This is a genomic window from Micromonospora sp. WMMD961 (assembly GCF_029626145.1).
GTDB lineage: Bacteria > Actinomycetota > Actinomycetes > Mycobacteriales > Micromonosporaceae > Micromonospora.
Window position 1 is genome coordinate 6323681 of record NZ_JARUBJ010000002.1, and the last position, 20823, is coordinate 6344503.

The window sequence follows — 20823 nt, forward strand, 5'->3', positions numbered from 1 at the left end:
CCGGCGGGATGGCGTGCCCAGGTGGGCGAGGTCGACGGGTCGCGACCGCGGGTCCGTCGTCGGCTGGCATTCCCGTGGTCCGATTTTCGTAAGACACGCCCCCGCCGGGAACCTCCGACGTCGGCCGCGCCGTCCATACTGACCGTGGGGGGCGAATTTCATACAGTTACCGTCGCGTCTGCGGCGGTCGACGGGAAAGAGGACACTGTGCCTCCTGCCGCACCCAGCCCGATCCTGCGTCGTCGCCGGTTGGGCGTCGAGTTGCGCCGCCTGCGGGAGGCCGCAGGTCTCACCGGCGACCAGGTAATCGAGCGTATCGGTTGGGCCTCCGCGTCCAAACTGTCGCGACTGGAGAATGGCCGCAGCCGACCGGACCCGCAGGACGTGGGCGACCTGCTGAATCTCTACGGCGCCGACCAGGCGGTGCGCGACGAGTTGCTCGGCATCACCAGCGAGGCCGGTGACATGCGCGGCTGGTTGAAGAACTTCCCGGTGATGACGCAGCAGCAGCGCAGCTGGGCCGAGTTGGAGGCGGGCTGCGCGGAGATCTCCGAGTACAACCCGACACTGGTGCCCGGCCTGTTGCAGACCCCGGGCTACGCCCAGGTCCGGATCGTCTCGGCCCGGCAGGTGGGCGCGGGCGCGGGCGAGCCGGAGCCCGACGACGAGCCGGAGACCGAGGTGCAGGCCCGGCTGGCCCGTCAGTCGCTGCTGACCCGTGAGCCTTACGCGCCGCGATACACAGCAGTGCTGGAGGAGGCCGCTCTCGGCCGCCGCGCCGGGCCACCCGAGGTGCTGCACGAGCAGTTGCTCCAGCTCTGCGAGCTGGCCCTGCTGCCCAACGTCACGCTGCACGTGCTGCTGCGGGACACCCAGATCGGCAATTGGTACCTCCCGCCGACGGCGTTCTCCGTCTACCGGTTCGCCGATCCCCTCGATCCGGAGACGCTCGCGATCGAAGGTGGCTTCACCGATGTCATGTCGACCGAGGCAATCACGCTAAATCGCTATAAAGTGGTGTTCGAGTGGCTATGCACGGCGGCACTAAACGCCTCGGACACCCTCTCCTGGCTGATCGAGGCGACGGGACGGCTGACCGAGGCGGTGCCCCCATCCACAGTGGCATTCGGGCCGGCAACGGCGCCGACCCAACGCCGCCGGGACTCGGGGCGGCTGACGGATCGGTGATCCACGGGGGACCCTCCGTCGGGGCGTGCGGCACCACTCGTCCCATCGGATCGCTTCACATCAGGAGCAGAACCATGAACGACATCCACAACACGCCGTCCGTCTCCGCCCACTCGCTGGCGGATGCCCCGTGGCGTACCAGCACACGCAGCCAGACCTCCAACTGCGTGGAGGTCGCCCCGCTCGGCACCGGCCCGTCGGCCGTCGCCCTGCGGGACAGCAAGGACCGAGGCGGTCCGGTGCTGCTGTTCAACCGTGCGGGATGGCTCGGTTTCATCGGCGGCGCGAAGAAGGGACAGTTCGACTTGAACTGATCCGGTGACCGGTACGGGGCCGTCGGCGCGTTGCCGGCGGCCCCGTCGTCGTACGGGCCTACCGACCCCGTTGGGCAGCATCCGCTGATCGGACGACGCTCGGGACCGATAGGCGCGTTTCAGTTGCTGGGACGAACACGGGGCGTAACATAGCCCTCGGGTACGTGGAACTTCCACACCAGCTCATTCGTCGCGGTTCATCCGGAGACCCTCATGCGGTTCCTGATCGTTCGCACCGACATCCGCGCCGTCGCCGACGGGGACATCGCCGCCGCCTGGGCCGACGGCCACCGACTTCGCGACGAGACGACCACGCCCGAGCCGCGACGGCAGATCGTGCACGCCGAGGACCGGGACGCCGCGCTCCTGCTGGCCCGCGCCCTCGCCACGGTCGGCGCGGTCCGCGCCGGCAAGCAACGGGTCAAGGTTCTGCCGTTGGCCGAACCCCGGGCCGCCTTCCGACACAGACCGGGGCCCACCGCAACCTGATTCGACGAGACGTCCGTCGTGGTCGGACCGGCTCCCCCGCCGCGTTCATCGCACCCCCGACCACGACGGCCCGTGTTCCCGGCCCGTGACCGCCGCGGCAACGGCGGCCACGGGTCGGGACCGTGCCTCAACGGTCCGCGCCCACCCAACCGTCCAGCCACCGGTGGATGAGGAACAGCGCGATCGACGACGGTGGGGGCAAGATCAACTGCGCGCCGTCACCCACGTCCACCGTCTGCCCGGCCAGCGCAGCCCCGATCTCCCGGCGCGAGAACCACCTGGCGTACGCGATCTCGGACGGGTCGACCTGCACCGGATCAGCCGGGTCGGCGGTGGCCAGGAAGCCCAGCATCAGCGAGCCGGGGAACGGCCACGCCTGGCTGCCCACGTACCCGATGCGGTCGACCGCGATGCCCACCTCCTCGCGGACCTCGCGCAGCACGGCGGCCTCCGCGGACTCGCCCGGCTCGACATAGCCGGCCAGGCAGGAGTAGCGCCGACCGCCGGGGGTGCCCGGCCAACCGGCGTTGTTGCCGAGCAGGCAACGCCCGTCGGGGCCGTCCACGCCGTCGTGCACCAGGACGATCATGGCCGGGTCGGTACGCGGCCAGATCCGCCCACCATTGCGGTCCACCCGGGACCAACCGGCCTCGTCCATCGCGGTCGGCGCCCCGGTGCTCGTCGAGTAGCCGTGCCGGGTGTGCCAGTTGAGCAACGCCAACGCGGTGGTGAAGATGCCCGCCTCGCGGTCGGTCAGCAGGTGACCGACCTCGCGCAGGTTGACCGCCCGGGTCCCCGGTATCGCCGGCAGCGGCGCGTCGACCGCGAAGACCGGCACCCCGTCCGGCTCCACGCCGAGGAACATCGCCACCGACTCGGACCCGGCCGGCACGTCGGCCGCACCGAACAACACCAGCGCCGGAGGCGAGGCGTCGGTACGGGCCAACGCCCGACCGTCGTCGGTCGAGTCGAGCAGCAACACCCGGGCCCGCAGCCACGCCTCGGTCAACCAGGCCGAGTCACCCCGCCGGTGCGCCGCCCGATCCAACGTGGAGCGCGCCAACGGCGGCGCCGCCTCCCCACTCACGCTGGTGGCTCGGTGTGGACCGTGGTCAGCGCGGCCAGAGCCGGAGTCACCCGCTCCGCGTCACCGAGCACCACGACCGCCGCCCGAGCCGGTGCCAGATACCGTGCACCCACCCGCGCGACGTCGTCGATGCTCGCCTTCGCCAACCTCGCCGCGTACTCGGCGAGGAAGTCCAGGCGCAGCCCGTTGCCCGCGTACGCGCTGGTCAACGCCGCCAGCCCGGCCTGGGTGGACATGCCGAGCTGGAGAGTGCCCAGGGCGTACTGACGGGCCTGCTCCAACTCCTCGGGCTTCGGTGGCAGCGACGCCAGCCGACCCAGCTCGTACGTCGTCTCCAGCAGGGCCGGACCGGTGACCTCGGTGGCCACCTCGGCGGAGGCGACCAGCACCGACCCGGCGACGGAGTGCTCGATCCCCGAGTGCGGGCCGTACGTGTAGCCCTTGTCCTCGCGGATGTTCTCCACCCACCGGGAGGAGAAGTAGCCCCCGAAGATCAGGTTGGCCAGTTGCAGCGGGGCGTGGTCGGGGTCGGTGCGGGACACCGCCGGAAGCGCGATCCGCAGCGAGGACTGCACCGAGCCGGGCCGGTCGACCAGCAGCAGCGGCCCCGGCTCCAACGGCGGGGTGACCGGCAGTTCGGCGATCCGCCCGGCGCCGGCCCAGCCGCCGAGCGCCCGCTCGGCCGCGTCCAGTGCCTTCTCCGGCTGCACGTCGCCGACCAGCACCAACTGTGCGCCGGCCGGATGGACCCGCTCCTCGTGCAGGGTGCGCAGTGCCGCCGGTCGGACGGCGCGGATCTGGCCCGGCTCCGGGGTCTGCGTCGCGTACGGGTGACGGCCGTAGATCCGCTTCAGCAGCGCCTCCCGGGCCAGGTGCGCCGGCTGGCTCTGCGCCACCTGGATCCGGTCGACCAGTCGGTCCCGTTCGGTGGCGACCTCGTCGCTCGGGTAGTTGGCGCTGGTCAGCACCTCGGCCAGCAACTCCAGCATCCGGTCCAGGCCGGTGACCAGCCCGGCGCCGGAGAGCATCAGCCGGTCCGGGTCGACGCCCGCGGAGAGTCCGCCGCCCACCTTCTGCAACTCGGCGGCGAGTTGCACACTGGTCTTCGACTCGGTGCCGGAGAGCATCGTCTGCGAGAGCATCGCCCCCCGGGCCAGGTGGACCCGGCCGAACGGCACCCAGAGCCGCAGCTCGACCAGGGGCACGGCGGGCCGGCGAACGGCGATCACGGTGAGGCCGTTGCGCAGCGTGCGCTCGGCCTGCTTCGGCACCTTGAGCTTGCGGGTCGGCCCCAGCGGGGGCAACGTGCGCGGTCCAGCGGGAGCAGTGCTCACACTCACCGTGTCTCCTTCTTTCGCGACTGCGGGGCTCGCAGGACCGGCTCACTCCTCGCGCTCACCGAACACCCCCGGGGATGACCTCGATCGCGGCCCGGCGTTCCGGCCGCAGGGTGGCCGCGGCGGCCCGGACCTGCTCCTCGGTGACCTCGCCGACCAGTCGGGGCAACTCGTTGAGCAGGCCCGGTTCGCCGCGCTGCTGCTCCAGCACGGCCATCCGCAGCGCGCGGCCGAGCACCGCGTCGGTGTCGCGCAACAGGTGGGTCGCCATGCGGGCCTGGGTGCGGTCCAGCTCACCGTCGGTCAGCCCGTCGGTGGCCAGCCGGTCCAGCTCCTCGTCGATGGTGCGCAGCACCTTGTCCACGTCGCCCCCGGGCGGCAGGTGCGCCTGCAACAGCAGCGCGGTGGGGTCACGGACGTCGAACGGGTCACCCATGAAACCGAGATATCCGCCGAGGCTGGTCACCATGCGGTCGCGCTGCACCAGCCGTTCGACGAGCCGCGAGGCGTCGCCGTCGGTGAGCACCTCGGCCAGCACCACGTACGGCAGGTAGCCGGTGAAGTCGCTGATCGGGTCGGGCACGCGCCAGGCGCCGGCCACCGCCGGCAGCGGGGCCAAAGCGTCGGTGTACGAGGTGCGCCGCTCGGCGGTCAGGTCGGGCTCGGTGAAGTCGGGCCGTTGCGGCGCCAGCCGGGCCGGCACGTCCCCGAAGTGCCGGGTGACCAGCTCGGTCGCCTCGGCCACGTCGATGTCACCGCTGACGGCCAGGACCGCGTTGCCGCTGGCGTAGTAGCGGCGGAAGAAGTCCGCGGCGTCGGCGACGGTCGCCGACTCCAGGTCGTCGAAGGAGCCGTAGCCGTCGTGCGCGTTCGGGAACGTGTCGAACATGACCGGCGGCAGGGTCAGCCAGGGGAAGCCGCCGTACGGCCGGTTGAGGACGTTGACCCGGATCTCCTCCTTGACCACGTCGACCTGGTTGCGCAGGTTCTCCTCGGTCAGCCGGGGGCCACGCATCCGGTCCGCCTCCAGGAACAGCGCGCGTTCCAGCGCGTTGCTCGGCAGCGTCTCGAAATAGTCGGTGTAGTCCAGATGGGTGGAGCCGTTGAAGGTGCCGCCCGCGCCCTGCACGTGCCGGAAGTGGGCCAGCTTCTCCAGGTTCTCCGAGCCCTGGAACATCAGGTGCTCGAAGAGGTGGGCGAAGCCGGTGCGCCCCTCCGGCTCGGAGCGGATGCCGACGTCGTAGACCACCGCCACCCCGATCACCGGGGCACTGCGATCGGGGGTGAGCACCACCCGCAGGCCGTTGTCGAGGGTGAACCGCTCGACCGGATACTTCGTCGCTGGAATTCTTGATCTCCGCGCCACGGGATCGACCCTAGCGCGTCGACACCCCCACCACCTGCGACCTTCCCGGAGCGGCCGCGACCGGGGTGGTGACCAGAGGCAGCACCTCGGCATCGACCCGCTCGGCCTCCTCGCGGTGCGCCCACCGCGGAGAGGACGAACTCGTCGACGCCGAGCGACGCGTACTCGTCGATCCGGGCCGCCACCTCGGCGTAGCTGCCGACCAGCGCGGTGCGGAGTTGCTTCTCTGGTCGGCCCCCGAGCACCATAAGACCTATAAGGCTGGTCGGAATTACCGACATGACTGAGAGGCGAAGTCCCGCCATGTGGGTGACTCTTGACGCTGACCAGAGGCTCGCCCAGTCTTCCTACCAACTAAGTAGGAATACTGCGGATTGGATGGACGATGAGACGGTCCCCCCTGCGCCGGATGGTCACCCTGGCCACCCTCGCCGCCCTCGGCGCGGCGACCCTGGGCAGCACCGCCGCGTGCGGCGACGACAGCGAGGGCGCGAGCGGGAGCTCCGGCCGGGTGACGTTGCGCCTCGGCTACTTCCCCAACATCACCCACGCGCCGGCGGTCGTCGGAGTGGAGAAGGGCATCTTCGCCGAGAAGCTCGGCGCGAACGTGAAGCTGGACCCGAAGACCTTCAACGCCGGGCCGGCCGCCATCGAGGCCGTCTTCTCCGGCGCGCTGGACGCCACCTACATCGGTCCGAACCCGACCGTGAACGCCTTCTCCAAGTCCAGGGGTGAGGCCGTCCGGGTCGTCTCCGGCGCGGCCTCCGGCGGCGTGGCCCTGGTGGTCAAGCCCGCCATCACCGGCGTGCAGGACCTGAAGGGCAAGAAGATCGCCACCCCGCAGCTGGGCAACACCCAGGACGTGGCGATCCGGTACTGGCTCAAGCAGCAGGGGCTGACCACCACGAAGGAGGGCGGCGGCGACGTCAAGATCGTGCCGCAGGAGAACGCGCAGACGGTCGAGACGTTCAACAGCGGCGCGATCGACGGTGCCTGGGTGCCCGAGCCGTTCGTCTCCCGCCTGGTCAACGCCGGCGGCAAGGTGCTCGTCGACGAGCGCGACCTGTGGCCGGACAAGAAGTTCGTCATCACCAACCTGCTGGTCAGCACGAAGTTCCTCAAGGCGCACCCGGACGTCGTACAGAAGCTGGTCGACGGCCAGGTGGCCGCGAACGAGTTCGTCAACAGCAAGCCCGAGGAGGCCCAGCAGGCCATCTCCGACGCGATCGGGAAGATCACCGGCAAGCCGCTGGACCTGAAGCTCATCAAGCAGGCGTGGCCGACGTTGGAGTTCACCAACGACCCGATCGCGACCTCGCTCAAGGCCGGCCTCGACCACGCCGTCGACGTCAAGCTGACCGAGCCGGTCGACCTCGACGGCCTCTACGACCTGACGTACCTCAACAACGCGCTCAAGGCCGCCGGCCGGCCCGAGGTCGTCCAGCCATGACGTCGACGACGACGCCGCAGAGCGCGACCACAGCGGTCGCGCTCTCCGGCGTGACCAAGGTGTACGGGCGCGGGGCGAACGCCGTCCTGGCCCTCGACGGTGTGTCGCTGGACGTCGCACCCGGCGAGTTCGTCTGCCTGGTCGGTGCCTCCGGCTGCGGCAAGAGCACGCTGCTGAACCTGGTCGCCGGTCTGGACCGGCCCAGCGGCGGGCAGATCACGCTGGCCGGTGACGCCAACCCGGGGCTGATGTTCCAGGAGCCGGCGCTGTTTCCCTGGCTGACCGTCGACGGCAACGTGGAGGTGCCACTGAAGCTGCGCCGGTTGCCCCGGGCCAGGCGGCGCGAGCGCGTGGCCGAACTGCTGCGTACGGTGCACCTGGCGGACTTCGGCCGAAAGCGCCCCCACGAGCTCTCCGGCGGCATGCGGCAACGCGTCGCGCTGGCCCGCACGCTGGCCCTGGACACCCCGGTGCTGCTGATGGACGAGCCGTTCGGCGCGCTGGACGCGATGACCCGGGACATCCTGCACGACGAGCTGGAACGGATTTGGTCCGAACGCAGACTCTCGGTGCTCTTCGTGACGCACAACGTCCGCGAGGCCGCCCGGCTGGCCGACCGGATCATCCTGCTCTCCAGCTGCCCGGGCCGGATCATCTACTCCACCGAGGTGGACGTCCCGCGCCCCCGACGGATCGACTCCCCCGAGGTCGCCGCCATCGCCGCCGAGGTCACCGAGCGGCTCCGTACGGAGGTGGGCCGCCATGGCCAATGACACCCTTGCCAGCGCCGCGCGTACCGACGCGCAGATCTCCGGCCTGGACGCACTGGAGATCGCCGGACGGGACACCGAGGTCTCCCGAGGTGCCCGGATCTGGGCGGCCACCTGGCCCAAGCTGGCGGCGCTGGTCATCGCCATCGCGGCCTGGCAGGTGGTGGTCTGGTCGGGCTGGAAGCCGCCGTACTCCCTGCCCGGGCCGCTGGAGGTCGGCCGTGAGCTGGCCGCCCAGGCCCAGGGCCCGCAGCTCTGGGAGGGCCTGCTCACCACCCTGCGGCGCGCCGCGGTCGGCTACGTCTTCTCGGTCGCGGTCGGCCTGCTGCTGGGCTTGGCGGTGGCCCGGTCGAAGGTGCTCCGGGCCGCCATCGGCTCGATGATCACCGCGTTGCAGACCATGCCGTCGATCGCCTGGTTCCCGCTGGCGATCCTGCTCTTCGAGCTGAGCGAGAAGGCGATCTTCTTCGTGGTGGTGCTCGGTGCCGCCCCGTCCATCGCCAACGGGGTGATCTCCGGTGTGGACTACGTGCCGCCGCTGCTGCTGCGGGCCGGTCGCAACCTCGGCGCCCGAGGTCTCGACCTCTACCGGTACGTCATCGCGCCGGCCGCCCTACCGGCGATCGTCGCCGGGCTCAAGCAGGGGTGGGCGTTCTCCTGGCGCAGCCTGATGGCCGGTGAACTGATCGTGGTCGGCATCTCGCAGACCTCGCTCGGCGCACAGCTGACCTACTCCCGCGAATTGTCCGACGCGCCCTGGCTGCTCTCCACCATGATCGTCATCCTGGTGCTCGGGCTCGGCGTGGACGCCGCCTTCGGCGCGGCCGACAAGGCGATCCGACGGCGCTGGGGCGTGCTCGACCAGGCGGGCAACTGACCCGTGCACGGCTCCGCGCGCTGCGACTACGCGCTCCGGGCGATGCTCGCCGGTGGTGGCGGCGACGGCGAGAGCGATGCGGGGCGCTCCCACCCGGATGATCGCGCTCGATCATGGAGCTAGGGCCTGTTTCATAAGAACTGGCCGGCCTGCGGCGGGCCCGGACGACGCCCGGCGGCGTTGCGGTTTCGTCCGGATACAACACCGGTATCCGGACGAAACCGCGCCTTGCCGGATCGCCGTCCGGACTCCGCCTCGGCTCGACCGCCCTTATGAAACAGGCCCTAGTGGCCTCGTCCCGGTTGGGAGGGCCCTACTTCCTGGTTCGAGCGCGATCATGCAGGGCTGTGAAACGCCTGCGTCGTCCTTTGGCACAACAATGGCCGACGAGGTGATGTGGTCGGGTCGGTGCCCCGCCGACCCGACCACATCTCGTACCGATCCTGACCGGGCCTGCCCCTCCGCCGGCGCCGGTCGGCCGGTCGCTGGTCAACCCACGTGTGCGACCGCCGGGCCGGTGCCCTGGTCGCCGGGGCCGCGCAGCTCCACCAGACCCGCCGGAGCGTTACCCGCCGGGGTGGCGTGCCAGGGCGCGAAGGCCGCAACCATGGCGAGCAGCAGCCCGGCGAGCGCGACCGCGACCACCAGGATCAGTTCCCGCAGTGCACCCGAGCCGGCTTCGCCCGCCATGGTCACCCCTCCCGTGCCGGGCCCCCCGCCCGACATCCCCCGGTGGTCAGCCTCGACCACCCCCCGCCGGGACGCAGTCGGCCAGCCGACCAAGCCGAGGCTGATTACCGACTCAGACGAGCGGTCGGGCGGCGCGGCCGACCGGCCACCGCATCGACCCGCATGCCCGGGCGATCACGGGTCGACAGCAGGGCGGTCCGCGGCACCAGCCGCCGACCGCCAGGCCACTCGCCACCGACGAAACCGACCCGCCCAGCCGAAGCGGAGCGGGTCGGTCGAGGCGCGGGAGATCAGACGGTACGCGGGCGGCGCGGGCGGCGGGACCGGCCCGACGCCCGGTGCGCCGGGCGGGGCGCGCCATCGGCGGCCAGGCCACCGGCACCGCGTCCCCGGGCGGCGGGCGCCGGCGGGGCGGCGATGGTCACCGGCACGCCGGACGGCTCGCGGGCACCGGTCACCCGGGCCAACGCCTCACCGTCGGCGCGCACCTGGACCGACTCGGGCCGGATGCCGGCGGTGGCCATCAACCGGGACACGTCCCGGCGCTGCTCGGGCAGGACCAGGGTGACCACCGTGCCGGACTCGCCGGCCCGGGCGGTCCGACCGCCCCGGTGCAGGTAGTCCTTCGCCTCGGTCGGGGGGTCCACGTTGACCACCATGTCCAGGCCGTCCACGTGGATGCCCCGGGCCGCCACGTCGGTGGCGACGAGTGCGGTCACCTGGCCGTTACGGAACTGCTCCAGGATCCGGGTGCGCTGCGGCTGGGACTTGCCGCCGTGCAGCGCGGCCGCGCGTACCCCCTTGGACAGCAACTGCCGGGCCAGGCGGTCGGCGCGGTGCTTGGTGCCCATGAACAGGATGGTCCGGCCCTCGCGGGCGGCGATCCGGGTCAGCGCGTCGGGCTTGTCCAGCGCGTCGACGTGCAGCACGTGGTGGGTCATCGCGGTCACGGTGGCGGTGCCCGGGTCGACCGAGTGGGTGACCGGGTTGCTCAGGAAGCGGCGGACCAGCCGGTCCACGCCACCGTCCAGGGTGGCCGAGAAGAGCATCCGCTGACCCTGCGGCGCGACCTGCTCCAACAGCTTGGTGACCTGCGGCAGGAAGCCCATGTCGGCCATCTGGTCGGCCTCGTCCAGCACGGTGATCGCGACCTGGTCGAGCCGGGCGTCGCCGCGGTTGATCAGGTCGTGCAGCCGGCCGGGGGTGGCGACGACCACCTCGGCACCGGCGCGCAGAGTGTCCGCCTGCCGCTGCAACGACAGCCCGCCGACGACGGTGGCGCAGCGCAGCCCGACGGCGCGGGCGTACGGGGCGAGCGCGGTGGTGACCTGCTGGGCCAGTTCGCGGGTCGGCACCAGCACCAGGGCGAGCGGGCGACCCGGACGGGCCTTGCGGCCGGCGGTGCGGGACAGCAGCGGAAGCCCGAATGCGAGGGTCTTACCGGACCCGGTGCGACCCCGGCCCAGCACGTCCCGGCCGGCGAGCGAGTCGGGCAGCGTCGCCGACTGGATCGGGAACGGCTCGGTGATGCCCTGCGCGGTCAACGCGGTGAGCAGCGCCGGAGCCAGGCCGGTATGTGCGAAAGAAGGAATAACTGTGGTCATGCGGAAGCCTTCCTCGACGCGGCACGTGTCGAGGGAGGGCACCGAAGTCGGCGCTGTCACCGGCGGCAGAAAGGCAGCCGGGACTCACAAGCACGAACCGATTGGAGTACGGGCCGGCCCGCCACCGGGCCGCCGCCTGCGTTGGCAGGCGGCGGCGAGGCGGGCCGGTCCCGTCACCGTCACGCCCGGAGGGCGCGACAGGTAATGCTGACCGATCCGAAGATCAGAGCGGGCGGATGTTCTCCGCCTGCGGGCCCTTCTGGCCCTGGGTCACCTCGAACTCGACCCGCTGGTTCTCGTCCAGGCTCCGGTAGCCGGAGGACTGGATCGCCGAGAAGTGGGCGAAGACGTCAGCGCCGCCGCCGTCCGGGGTGATGAAGCCGAAGCCCTTGTCAGCGTTGAACCACTTCACGGTGCCAATAGCCATGTGTTTCGTCTCCTTGACGGAACGTCGGACTCGCACTTGTTGCGTGCCCGAAGAGGAGCGCTCCGCGCGGGGATGCGCGAATCGCCTGTCGCTTCTGGTCGCCCCGCCCGGAGAACTCCGGACACAACAAAGAGCGCCTGGGGCCACAATCCCGCCAGGCGCACACAGAGTCTCTGGTAACCAAAACTGCAACCCGGTCAACCTACCACGGATTTCCCCGCCATGGTCAATGTTGGGCGGAATCTTCGGGCAACTGGGTGATCATGGCGGTGAGCCCCGCCACATCCAGCAGATCGGCGGGCCGGACCGTCACCCCGTGCCGGACGTAGTGGAAGGCGGCGCCCACCCGGTCGACCGGCACCCCGGCCAACTCCGCCCAGGCCAACCGGTACACGGCCAACTGCACGGCGGCCACCTCCGCCGCCGGCCCCGTCGGTTGTGCACCGGTCTTCCAGTCGACCACGTCGAACCGCCCACCCGGCCGGGCGAAGACCGCGTCCATCCGCCCCCGCACCACGACCCCGGCGATCACCGTGGCGAACGGCACCTCCACCTCCACCGGCGACCGCTCGGCCCACTCGCTGGCCAGGAACCGCTCCTGCAGCTCGACCAGTGCCTCGTCGGGCGCGGCATCCGCGTCGGCCGCACCGGGCAACTCGTCCAGATCCAGCAGCCGGTCAGCGCCGAAACGCTGCTCCAACCAGGCGTGGAAGGCGGTGCCTCGACGGGCGTACGGGTTGGGCTCGCTCGGCACCGGACGGCGCAGCGTACGGGCCAGCCCTGCCGGGTCACGCCGCAACGCCACCAGCTGGGTGACGCTCAACTGCCCGGGCAGGGCCACCTCGACGGCACCGGAGAGTCTGGTCAGCTCAGCCCGTTCGGCCAGCAGCAGATCCGCCTCGCGCTGCCAGCGCGCCACCTCCGGGTCCACCTCCGGCGCTGCTTCCTGCTCGACCGACGCCGGCAGCCCGGCCTGCACCGCCCCGACCGGCCCGGCAGGCACCGCCCCGACCGGCCCGGCGGGCACCGCCCCGGCCGGCCCGGCAGGCACCGCGCCCGGGCCGTCGGTCATCAGGCGGCGCACCAACCCAGCCGCCTCCGCCAGTGCCGGCCGGCGGCCACCCAGCGGGTCGGCCGGCCACTCCGCGCGGAGCACCACCTCGGCCGTGGGGTTCGTCGCATCCGGGGTCGGCTCCGGCGCCCACGCGTCGATCAGGTGCCCCGGCCCGCCGTCGAGGCACGCGTCGTACACCTCGCGGAGGAACACCGACGGACCCCGCGGCCGCTTGGTGCCCTCCCCCCACCAGTAGCCGGAGCAGAGCAGCAACCGGCGCGGCCGGGTGACCGCCACGTACGTCAGCCGGCGCTCCTCCCGCTCGTCGTGGGCCCGCCACGCGTCGGTGAAGTCGTTCACCGCTCGGGCGACAGCCCGCTGGTCGGCCGCCTCGTCGAGCGCCAGTTCGGGCAACCCGTCCGCGTCACCGCGCAACGGGAACGGCAGCACGCCCAGCCCACCCAGCCAGTGGTCGGAGTTGCGGACCGGGCCCGGCCACAGCCCACGGCTCAGCCCGGCCACCGCCACAACGTCCCACTCCAGGCCCTTGGCGGCGTGTGCGGTGACCACCTGCACCGCGCCCTCCACCACCTCGACCTCGCCCGGTGCCAGACCGCGCTCCTCGTCCTCGGCAGCGGCCAGGTAGGACAGGAAGCCGGAGAGCGTGGCACCCGGGGTCTCCCCGCTGAAGCGGGCCGCCACATCCCCCAGCGCGTCCAGATGGCCCCGGGCCAGGCCCGCGTCGCCGGCACCGTCCCGGCCGGCCCGCACCGCGACCTCCACGTCCAGGCCGATGGTCCGCTCGATGTCCGCGATCAGGTCCGGCAGGGCCTGGTCCAGCCGGTAGCGCAGCAGGGCCAACTCCAGCCCGTACGCGCGCAGCCGCGCGAAACCCTCCGCCGAGTACGCCTGCGCCGGGCCGAGATCGGCCAGTGCCTCCACCAGGGTCGCCTCGTCCAGCAGGTCGGGGCTGATGTCCGACGCCTCGTCGGCGGCCACCTGCCGTCGGGCGTTCGCGATGGCCCGAGCCCGCCGGTGCAGCGCCACCAGGTCCCGTGGCCCGATCCGCCAACGGGCGCCGGTGAGCAACCGCAACAGCGCGGCACCGTCGGTCGGGTCGGCCAGCACCCGCAGCGTGCAGACCACGTCGCGGACCTCGGGAGTGTCCAGCAGGCCGCCCAGCCCGACCACCTCCACCGGAAGACCGCGCTCGCGCAGCGCCGACTCGATCGCCGGTATCTGGCTGCGTACCCGGACCAGCACGGCCGTCGTCGGGCGCTGCGCCACCGGGATGTGCTCGGGAGCCGCGCCCGGCATCCGGGCGGCCCCACGCCACGCGGCGACCACGCTGTCCGCGATCCAGTCCGCCTCGTCGGCGTACGTCGACAGCATCGCGCAGTGCACGGTGCCGCCGGCCGCACCGCCGGGGCTGCGGTGCGGGATCGGCTCCCGGACGCTCAACGCGGAGCGCAGCTCCGGCACCCGGGCGCCCGCCGCGCGCAGCGGAGTGGACAGCGCGTTCGCCACCCGGAGGATCTCGGGGCGGTTGCGCCAACTCGTGGTGAGGCCGAGCGCCTGGGCGGGTCGACCGTCGGCGCGGGCGAACTCGGCGGGGAACCGGTCCAGGGTGCCGGCGCTGGCCCCCCGCCAGCCGTAGATGGACTGGCACGGATCGCCGACCGCGGTCACCGGGTGCCCGCCGCCGAACAGCGCGTTGAGCAGCACCACCTGGGCGTGGCTGGTGTCCTGGTACTCGTCGAGCAGCACCACCCGGAACCGGTCCCGCTCGATCTGACCGACCGCCGGGTGGTCCCGGGCCACCCGGGCCGCCCGCGCGAGCTGGTCGGCGAAGTCCATCGCCTCGAAGTCCTCCTTGCGCCGGGCGTACGCCCGCACCAGCGGCAGCAGGCGCAGCCGGGTCTGTTGCAGGGCGAGCGCCTTGCGCACGTCGGCGTACACCCGGCCCGGCCGGGACTGCACCTCGGCGAAGAACCGACCTGTCCAGGCCGCCAGCTGGTCCGGTGCCACCAGGTGCTCGTCCAGCTCGCCGGCGAGCGCCAGCACCGCGTCGGTGATGGTGCTCGGCATCCGGTCCACCTCGGACATGTCGCCGTCGTAGTTGCGCACCAGCAGGTCGACCAACTGCCAACGGGAGGCCTCGGTGAGCAGTCGGGTGGACGGCTCGTAACCGGCCCGTAGCCCGTGCTCGGTGACGATCCGTCCCGCGTACGAGTGGTACGTGGAGACGGTGGGCTCGCCGGCGAGCGGATCGTCCAACGGATCCCGGCCCTGCCGACCGACTCTGCGGATCAGTTGGTCGAGGCGGGTACGGACCCGGTGGGCCAGTTCGCCAGCCGCCTTCCGGGTGAAGGTCAGCCCGAGGATCTGCTCCGGACGCACGTACGAGTTGGCCACCAACCAGACCACCCGCGCGGCCATCGTCTCGGTCTTACCCGACCCGGCGCCCGCGACCACCAGCAACGGCTCCACCGGGGCGGCGATGATCGCGGCCTGCTCCCGGGTGGGCGCCGGCAACCGCAGCAGCTTGGCCAGTTCCGTCGGCGTGTACCGGGGGCCGGAGTCCGCCAACCGCGGCGTCGGCGCGGGGCCCGCGCCGAACAGGGTGGGCTGGGTCACTGTGTCATCTCAGTTCGGGACTGCGGGGCTCGCGACACCGGCTCACTCCTTGCCCTCACGGGTTCTCCGAAGGACGGACGGTCGGCGGCTCGACCACCTGGCGTCCCTGCCCGGAGACCGGGCAACTGGTCCGCACCGGGCAGACCCGGCACTTCGAGTTGGCCACCGCGGCGAACGTGGCGGCTGCCATCGTATCGGCGGTGCGCCGGACCAGTGCCGTCGCCCAGCCGGCCGCCGGTCCTTCGCCGGCTGCCGGCTGGTTCTGCTCCCGGGCGTCCTTGGCGGAGGTGCCGAGCTGCACCAGCGCGGCGCCCCCGGACTCGTCGCCGAACTCGGCGAACGCCCCCGCCTCCACCGCCGCCTGGTAGGCGCCGAGCTGCGGGTGTTCGGCCAACTCGGCGCCGGTGACGGCGGTGGACTTGCCGGTCTTCAGGTCGATCACCACGAGCCGCCCGGCCTCGTCGACCTCCAACCGGTCGACCCGACCGGCCAGGTCGACGGGCCGGTTCGGATCGTCCAGGCGGACGGCGAACTCGTGCTCGATGGCGAGCAGCCGCCGCGGGTTGGTGGCCAACCAGCGCAGCAGCTTGTCGACCATCGCCTCGGCGCGCTCGCGCTCCGGCCCGGCCATCCACCGGGCGGCCAGCTCGATCGCGTCGAACCGGGCAGCCACGTAGTCGAGCAGGGCGCCCCGGTCGGCGCTGGCATCCTCGGCGAGCATCGCGGCGGCGTGAACCAGGTTGCCCACCCCCTGCGCCGTGCTGGTCGGGCCGCTGCCACCGTGCCGTTCCAGCAACCACCGCAGGCTGCACCGCAGTGCGCTCTCCATCGCCGACGGGGTGACCCGTACCGGCTTACCCTCGTCGACCAGCGGCCGGTCGTCGGAGAGCGCGCGCAACCCCCACCAGTCGTCAGGATGCGCACCAGGCACGCCGGCGGCGGCGAGCCGGGCCAGCTCGGCCGCCGCGGCGCGTCGCCGGCCCGCCGGCGCGGCCGGGTCGGTGATGGCGGTACGCAGTTCCGCGACCAGTGCCGGCAGGGTGAGCGCCCGGGGTGGACGGGTCACCGGCAGCGCACCGGGACGGTCCGACTCGCCGTCCCCGGTCCCGCCGTCGCGGTCTGTCCCGCCGTCACCGGCCCCGCCGTCGCCGACGTTGAATAGGTCATCGGCGGGCGCGTCGTCGCCAGCCCTGCCGTTGCCGCCAGCTCCGCCGTTGTCGCCAGCCCCGCCGTGGCCGCTCATACCGCCGTTGCTGCCAGCCCCGTCGCCGTCGGTCCTGCGCGGACCGGGCGCTGCCGCCGGGCCGGGCGCTGCCGCCGGGCCGGGAGGTGCCGTCGGGCCGGGCGGGCGGGTGCCGTCGGGCGGGCCGGTGCCGTCGGGCGGGCGGGTGCCGTCGGGCGGTCGGGGCGGCGTGCTGGGGACCAGCTCGTGCAGGAACCGGCTCGGCTGTTCCTCGTGGTCGTCCCCGCCGACGGCGGCCGAAGCGACGGCGCTGACCAGCAACCGGTGCCGGGCCCGGCTGATGGCGACGTGGAAGAGTCGGCGCTCCTCGTCCAGCAACGCGGAGGTCTGACCCACGACGTTCGCCACGGTCGCCCCGTCGACGGACCGCCCGGCCAACACGTCGACCAGCCGCTCGGAGCCGAGCAGGCTGCCGCGCAGTCGCAGGTCCGGCCAGATGCCCTCCTGCACGCCGGCCACCGCGACCAGGTCCCACTCCAGGCCCTTCGCGGCGTGCGCGGTGAGCAGGCGTACCGCCGCGCCCCGGTCGGCGGTCGGCGCGATGGTGTCGGCCGGCAGGTCCTGGGCGAGCACGTGGTCGAGGAAGACCTCGGTGCGGGCACCGGGTAGTCGGTCGGTGAACCGGGCCGCCGCGTCGAAGAGCACCAGCACGGCGTCCAGGTCGCGGTCTGCCGCCTCGGCCCGCCGCCGCCGGGCCAGGTCGCCCTCACCGGCCGCGGGCCGACCCTGGATGATCGCGCCCGCCCAGCGCTCGGCGAGGTTGCTGGCGTGCCAGACCGCCCAGAGCACGTCCTCGGCGGTCGACCCGGGTCGGGCGGCGGCGTCCCGTGCGCAGGCCAGCAGCCCGGACACCGCCTGCGCCGGCTCGGCCCAACGCCGGTCGATGTCGGCCAGCTCCGCCGGATCGCGCAGCGCCTCGACGATCAGCTCCCCGGACGGGCGGCGGTCGCCGCCGGCCAGCGCGAGCGCGCGGAGGCCCTGCCGCAGCCGCCGCTCGGCCAGCGGGTCGGCGCCGCCCAGCGGCGAGTGCAGCAACGCGACAGCCGCCTCCTCGTCCAGGCGGTCCGGTTCGAGCGCGCAGCGCAGCAGGAGGAGCAGCGGCGCGACCGCCGGTTGCAGGTGCAGGGGCAGGTCCTCGCCGTGCACCACGGTGGGTACGCCGGCCGCGTGCAGCGCCCGGCGCAGGGTGGGCAACTGCAACGCGGTGGACCGCACCAGGACCGCCATCCGCGACCACGGCACGCCGTCGAGCAGGTGGGCGGAGCGCAGCGAGTGGGCCAGCCAGGCGGCCTCGCTGGTCGCGGAGCGGAACGTGTGCACCTCGACCGTCCCGGGCGGCGCGTCCGGCAGCGGGTGCAGCCGGCGGTGCGCCGCCGGGCCACGCAGCCGGCGGCCCAGCCGGGCGACAGCCGCGAGCAGATCCGGCCCGGCCCGGTACGACGTGGTCAGCAACACCTGTGCGGCCGGCGCCCCGGAGGCGGTGCGGAAGCGGTGCGGGAACGTGGTCACCCCGGCCGGGTCGGCACCCCGGAAGGCGTACGTGGAGGAGTCGGGGTCGGCGAACGCGACGAGTGACGTGCCACCACCGGCGATGACCGAGAGCAGCTCCATCTGGGCGGGGTCGGTGTCGGCCAGCTCGTCGAGGTACACGTGGGCGAGCCGGCGACGCTCGGCGGCCAGCAGCTCCTCGTCGTCGCGCAGCAGCCCGGTGGCCGCCCGGACCAGCTCGGCCGGGTCGTACGCGATGGAGCCCCGGTTGCTGACGTCGCGCAGGGCGAGCACGGCGACGTACTCCCGCAGGAAGCGGGCGGCGGCCGGCCAGTCGTCGCGGCCGAGCCTCTCGCCCAGCCGGGCCAGGTCGGCCGGGCCCACGCCCCGCTCGGCGGCGCGCATCAGCAGGTCGCGTAGCTGACCGGCGAACGCCCGGGTCCGCAGGGCGGGGCGCAGGTCGGTCGGCCAGCCGACCGGGTCGTCCTCGGGCTCCTCGCCCACCACGTCCAGCAGCTCGCGGATGATCAGATCCTGCTCGGGGCCGGTGAGCAGCCGGGGCGAAGGCTCACCTCGTTCGGCGGCGGCCCGGCGGAGCAGCCCGAAGGCGTACGCCGGGAAGGTGCGCACCAGCGGCTCGCGCAACACCCGGTGGCCGTCCTGCGCGATCCGGGCCTCGATGCGCTGCCGCAGCGCGGTGGCGCCTCGACGGCCGAAGGTCAGCACCAGGATCCGTTCGGGGTCGACCCCCTCGGCCACCCGGGCGGCGACGGCCTCGACCAGGGTGCTGGTCTTGCCGGTGCCCGGACCGCCGAGCACGAGCATCGGCCCGTCGGTGTGCCCGACCACCTCGGCCTGCACGGGGTCGACCCGTCGGCCAGACGCCCCGCTGTCCCGGTCGGCCAGCCCGTTGCCGACGACGCCGCCGGCGGCCGGGGTGCTCGGGTCGGGGAGCACGGTGCCGTCGGCGCTGCCGCCAGGCACGCCGTCGTCCTCCCGCGCCGGCCCGCCAGACCGCCGCACCAACCGGTACGCCTGCATCAGCTCATCCCATCAAACCCGTACGACACCCACCCGCCCCCACCCCACCAGCCCCACCCACCAGCCCCCACCCCACCAGCCCCCACCCACCATCCAGCTCCGTCGATCATGAAGTTAGCGACGCGACACGCCGACAGCGGCACCGCTAACTTCATGATCAACCGGGGAGAGCGGAGGGGGTCGGGGGCGGGAGCGGCGCGGAGGGGGCGGCGCGGGTGGGGTTGGGGTTCAGGTTAGGCGGGACTCCAGGACGTCAAGGGCTTCGGGGACGGTGGTGGTCACCATCAGCAGGTCGCGGCCGGCGGTCTTCAGGAAGTTCTGGTCGGCCAGGCTGTCGAGCCAGTCCAGCAGGGGGCGGAAGAACCCGTCGGTGTCGATCAGCACCATCGGCTTGACGTGCAGGGCGAGGGTCGCGGTGGTCCAGACCTCGAACAGCTCGTCCAGGGTGCCCAGCCCGCCGGGCAGAGTGAGGAACGCGTCCGACTTCTCGATCATCAGGGTCTTGCGGCTGGCCATCGAATCGGTGACCAGCAGCTCGTCCGAGGCCAGGTCGGCGACCTCCAGATCGACCAGCGACTGTGGGATCACCCCGACGGTGCGCCCGCCGCCCGATCGCGCGCCGTCCACCAGGGCTCCCATCATGCCGACGCAGCCACCACCGCTGACCACCGTGTGCCCGCGCCGGGCCAGCTCGGCACCGGTCTCGGCGGCCAGGTCCAACCAGCGCTGGTCCAGGGTGCGGGACGAGGCGCAGAAGACGCAGATCGCTGCCATCAGTTGTCCCGCGGCTGCTCGGCGGCCTGCTCGGCGGCGGCCTGCTGGTCCGCGCCGGTACGGGCGACGACCTCGTCGCGGACCGCCTCCTGCTCGGCGGACAGTGCGGCCTCCGCCTCGACGATGTGCCGGACCGCCGCGTTGACGTCGTCGGTGAGACAGATCAACTCCAGGTCGACCGGGCCGATCTTGCCGTCGGCGGCCATCGTGTCGCGTAGCCAGTCCAGCAGCCCCTGCCAGTACGCGACCCCCATCAGCACCACCGGAAACCGGGTGACCTTGCCGGTCTGCACCAGGGTGAGCGCCTCGAACAGTTCGTCCATGGTGCCGAAGCCGCCGGGCAGCACCACGAACGCCTGGGCGTACTTGACGAACATCGTCTTGCGGGCGAAGAAGTAGCGGAAGTCGATGGCCATATCGACCCACTCGTTGATGCCCTGCTCGAACGGAAGCTCGATGCCGAGCCCGACGGAGAGCCCGCCCGCCTCGCTGGCACCACGGTTGGCGGCCTCCATCACACCGGGCCCACCTCCGGTGATCACCGCGTAGCCGGCCCGGGCCAGCGCGCCGCCCAACTGCTCGGCCAGCTGACACTCGGCGCTGTCCGGTCCGCTACGCGCGGAGCCGAAGACGCTCACGGCTGGCGGCAGGTCGGCGAGGGTGTCGAAACCCTCGACGAACTCGGAGAGGATGCGCAGCGCGCGCCAGGCGTCCTTGGTCTTCCAGTCGCCCCGCCCCCGCGAATCCAGCAACCGCTGGTCGGCGGTGCTGCTCGGGATCGCCCCTCTGCGCAGGGTGACCGCGCCCCGATGCCGCTCCCGTCCCGGACCGCGACCGGCCTCCCGCCCGTTGCTCTGGCTCATGGAGCAACCGTAGTGGAGCAGCACCCGCCGGGTACGCGGGGCGGGGACGCCGAGAAATAGTTCGCGATCAAGGGCAACTATTCGGCGCTCCCGTACGTCTTACTATTCACATACCGGGTATGCC

16 protein-coding genes and 1 pseudogene are annotated in these 20823 nt (G+C 72.7%); 6 read left to right on the plus strand and 11 right to left on the minus strand.

The window, feature by feature from the left end; translation table 11 throughout:
• Nucleotides 1–207: 207 nt before the first annotated feature.
• The 3 genes from O7614_RS28845 to O7614_RS28855 all read left to right on the plus strand — a co-directional run bounded on the left by O7614_RS28845 (nucleotide 208) and on the right by O7614_RS28855 (nucleotide 1991).
• Nucleotides 208–1188 carry a helix-turn-helix transcriptional regulator gene (locus tag O7614_RS28845; protein ID WP_278141538.1) on the plus strand — a complete coding sequence of 327 codons (981 nt, stop codon included), beginning with the start codon at nucleotides 208–210 and terminating at the stop codon, nucleotides 1186–1188.
• A 74-nt stretch (nucleotides 1189–1262) separates the two neighbouring features.
• Nucleotides 1263–1502, plus strand: a complete 240-nt coding sequence (locus O7614_RS28850; protein WP_278141539.1) for a DUF397 domain-containing protein — start codon at nucleotides 1263–1265, stop codon at nucleotides 1500–1502.
• Nucleotides 1503–1715: 213 nt separating this feature from the next.
• Nucleotides 1716–1991, plus strand: coding sequence for a hypothetical protein (locus tag O7614_RS28855; RefSeq protein ID WP_278141540.1), 276 nt, complete (start codon nucleotides 1716–1718; stop codon nucleotides 1989–1991).
• 127 nt (nucleotides 1992–2118) lie between these two features.
• Here the strand turns inward: O7614_RS28855 and nudC are convergent, their stop codons facing one another.
• The 4 genes and pseudogenes from nudC to O7614_RS28875 all read right to left on the minus strand — a co-directional run.
• Nucleotides 2119–3078 (minus strand): NAD(+) diphosphatase, encoded by a 960-nt coding sequence (gene nudC / locus O7614_RS28860; RefSeq protein WP_278141541.1) that lies wholly within the window; start codon nucleotides 3076–3078, stop codon nucleotides 2119–2121.
• On the minus strand, nucleotides 3075–4418 hold the full coding sequence (locus O7614_RS28865; RefSeq protein WP_278141542.1) for a pitrilysin family protein: 1344 nt from the start codon (nucleotides 4416–4418) through the stop codon (nucleotides 3075–3077). The genes nudC and O7614_RS28865 overlap by 4 nt, the downstream gene beginning before the upstream one ends.
• 55 nt (nucleotides 4419–4473) lie before the next feature.
• Nucleotides 4474–5781: a pitrilysin family protein gene (locus O7614_RS28870; RefSeq protein WP_278141543.1), complete on the minus strand. Its 1308-nt coding sequence runs from the start codon at nucleotides 5779–5781 to the stop codon at nucleotides 4474–4476.
• A gap of 10 nt (nucleotides 5782–5791) precedes the next feature.
• Nucleotides 5792–5993 (minus strand): annotated as a pseudogene (locus O7614_RS28875) (alkanesulfonate monooxygenase); the annotation flags it as partial.
• Between the two features lie 173 nt (nucleotides 5994–6166).
• Between O7614_RS28875 and O7614_RS28880 the strand changes: the two are divergent.
• Genes O7614_RS28880 through O7614_RS28890 form a run of 3 tightly spaced genes read left to right on the plus strand, consistent with a single transcriptional unit; the run spans nucleotide 6167 to nucleotide 8878 of the window.
• Nucleotides 6167–7231 carry an ABC transporter substrate-binding protein gene (locus O7614_RS28880; protein ID WP_278141544.1) on the plus strand — a complete coding sequence of 355 codons (1065 nt, stop codon included), beginning with the start codon at nucleotides 6167–6169 and terminating at the stop codon, nucleotides 7229–7231.
• Entirely contained in the window at nucleotides 7228–8004 is a 777-nt protein-coding gene (locus O7614_RS28885) for an ABC transporter ATP-binding protein (RefSeq protein WP_278141545.1), read from the plus strand. Before O7614_RS28880 ends, O7614_RS28885 begins: the two co-directional genes overlap by 4 nt.
• Nucleotides 7994–8878 carry an ABC transporter permease gene (locus O7614_RS28890; RefSeq protein WP_278141546.1) on the plus strand — a complete coding sequence of 295 codons (885 nt, stop codon included), beginning with the start codon at nucleotides 7994–7996 and terminating at the stop codon, nucleotides 8876–8878. Before O7614_RS28885 ends, O7614_RS28890 begins: the two co-directional genes overlap by 11 nt.
• 489 nt (nucleotides 8879–9367) lie before the next feature.
• On the opposite strand, the gene O7614_RS28895 is transcribed toward O7614_RS28890, so the two are convergent.
• The 7 genes from O7614_RS28895 to O7614_RS28925 form a co-directional block, all read right to left on the minus strand.
• Nucleotides 9368–9568 carry a hypothetical protein gene (locus O7614_RS28895; protein WP_278141547.1) on the minus strand — a complete coding sequence of 67 codons (201 nt, stop codon included), beginning with the start codon at nucleotides 9566–9568 and terminating at the stop codon, nucleotides 9368–9370.
• A gap of 290 nt (nucleotides 9569–9858) precedes the next feature.
• Nucleotides 9859–11172, minus strand: a complete 1314-nt coding sequence (locus tag O7614_RS28900) for a DEAD/DEAH box helicase (protein ID WP_278141548.1) — start codon at nucleotides 11170–11172, stop codon at nucleotides 9859–9861.
• A 223-nt stretch (nucleotides 11173–11395) separates the two neighbouring features.
• Entirely contained in the window at nucleotides 11396–11599 is a 204-nt protein-coding gene (locus O7614_RS28905; protein WP_007464836.1) for a cold-shock protein, read from the minus strand.
• A 226-nt stretch (nucleotides 11600–11825) separates the two neighbouring features.
• Nucleotides 11826–15290: a UvrD-helicase domain-containing protein gene (locus O7614_RS28910; RefSeq protein ID WP_278141549.1), complete on the minus strand. Its 3465-nt coding sequence runs from the start codon at nucleotides 15288–15290 to the stop codon at nucleotides 11826–11828.
• A 55-nt stretch (nucleotides 15291–15345) separates the two neighbouring features.
• Complete coding sequence (locus O7614_RS28915) at nucleotides 15346–19062, minus strand: ATP-dependent DNA helicase (protein WP_278141550.1); 3717 nt, start codon at nucleotides 19060–19062, stop codon at nucleotides 15346–15348.
• A gap of 228 nt (nucleotides 19063–19290) precedes the next feature.
• Nucleotides 19291–19836 carry a TIGR00730 family Rossman fold protein gene (locus O7614_RS28920; protein ID WP_278141551.1) on the minus strand — a complete coding sequence of 182 codons (546 nt, stop codon included), beginning with the start codon at nucleotides 19834–19836 and terminating at the stop codon, nucleotides 19291–19293.
• Complete coding sequence (locus O7614_RS28925) at nucleotides 19836–20699, minus strand: TIGR00730 family Rossman fold protein (protein WP_278141552.1); 864 nt, start codon at nucleotides 20697–20699, stop codon at nucleotides 19836–19838. Before O7614_RS28925 ends, O7614_RS28920 begins: the two co-directional genes overlap by 1 nt.
• Between the last annotated feature and the right edge of the window lie 124 nt (nucleotides 20700–20823).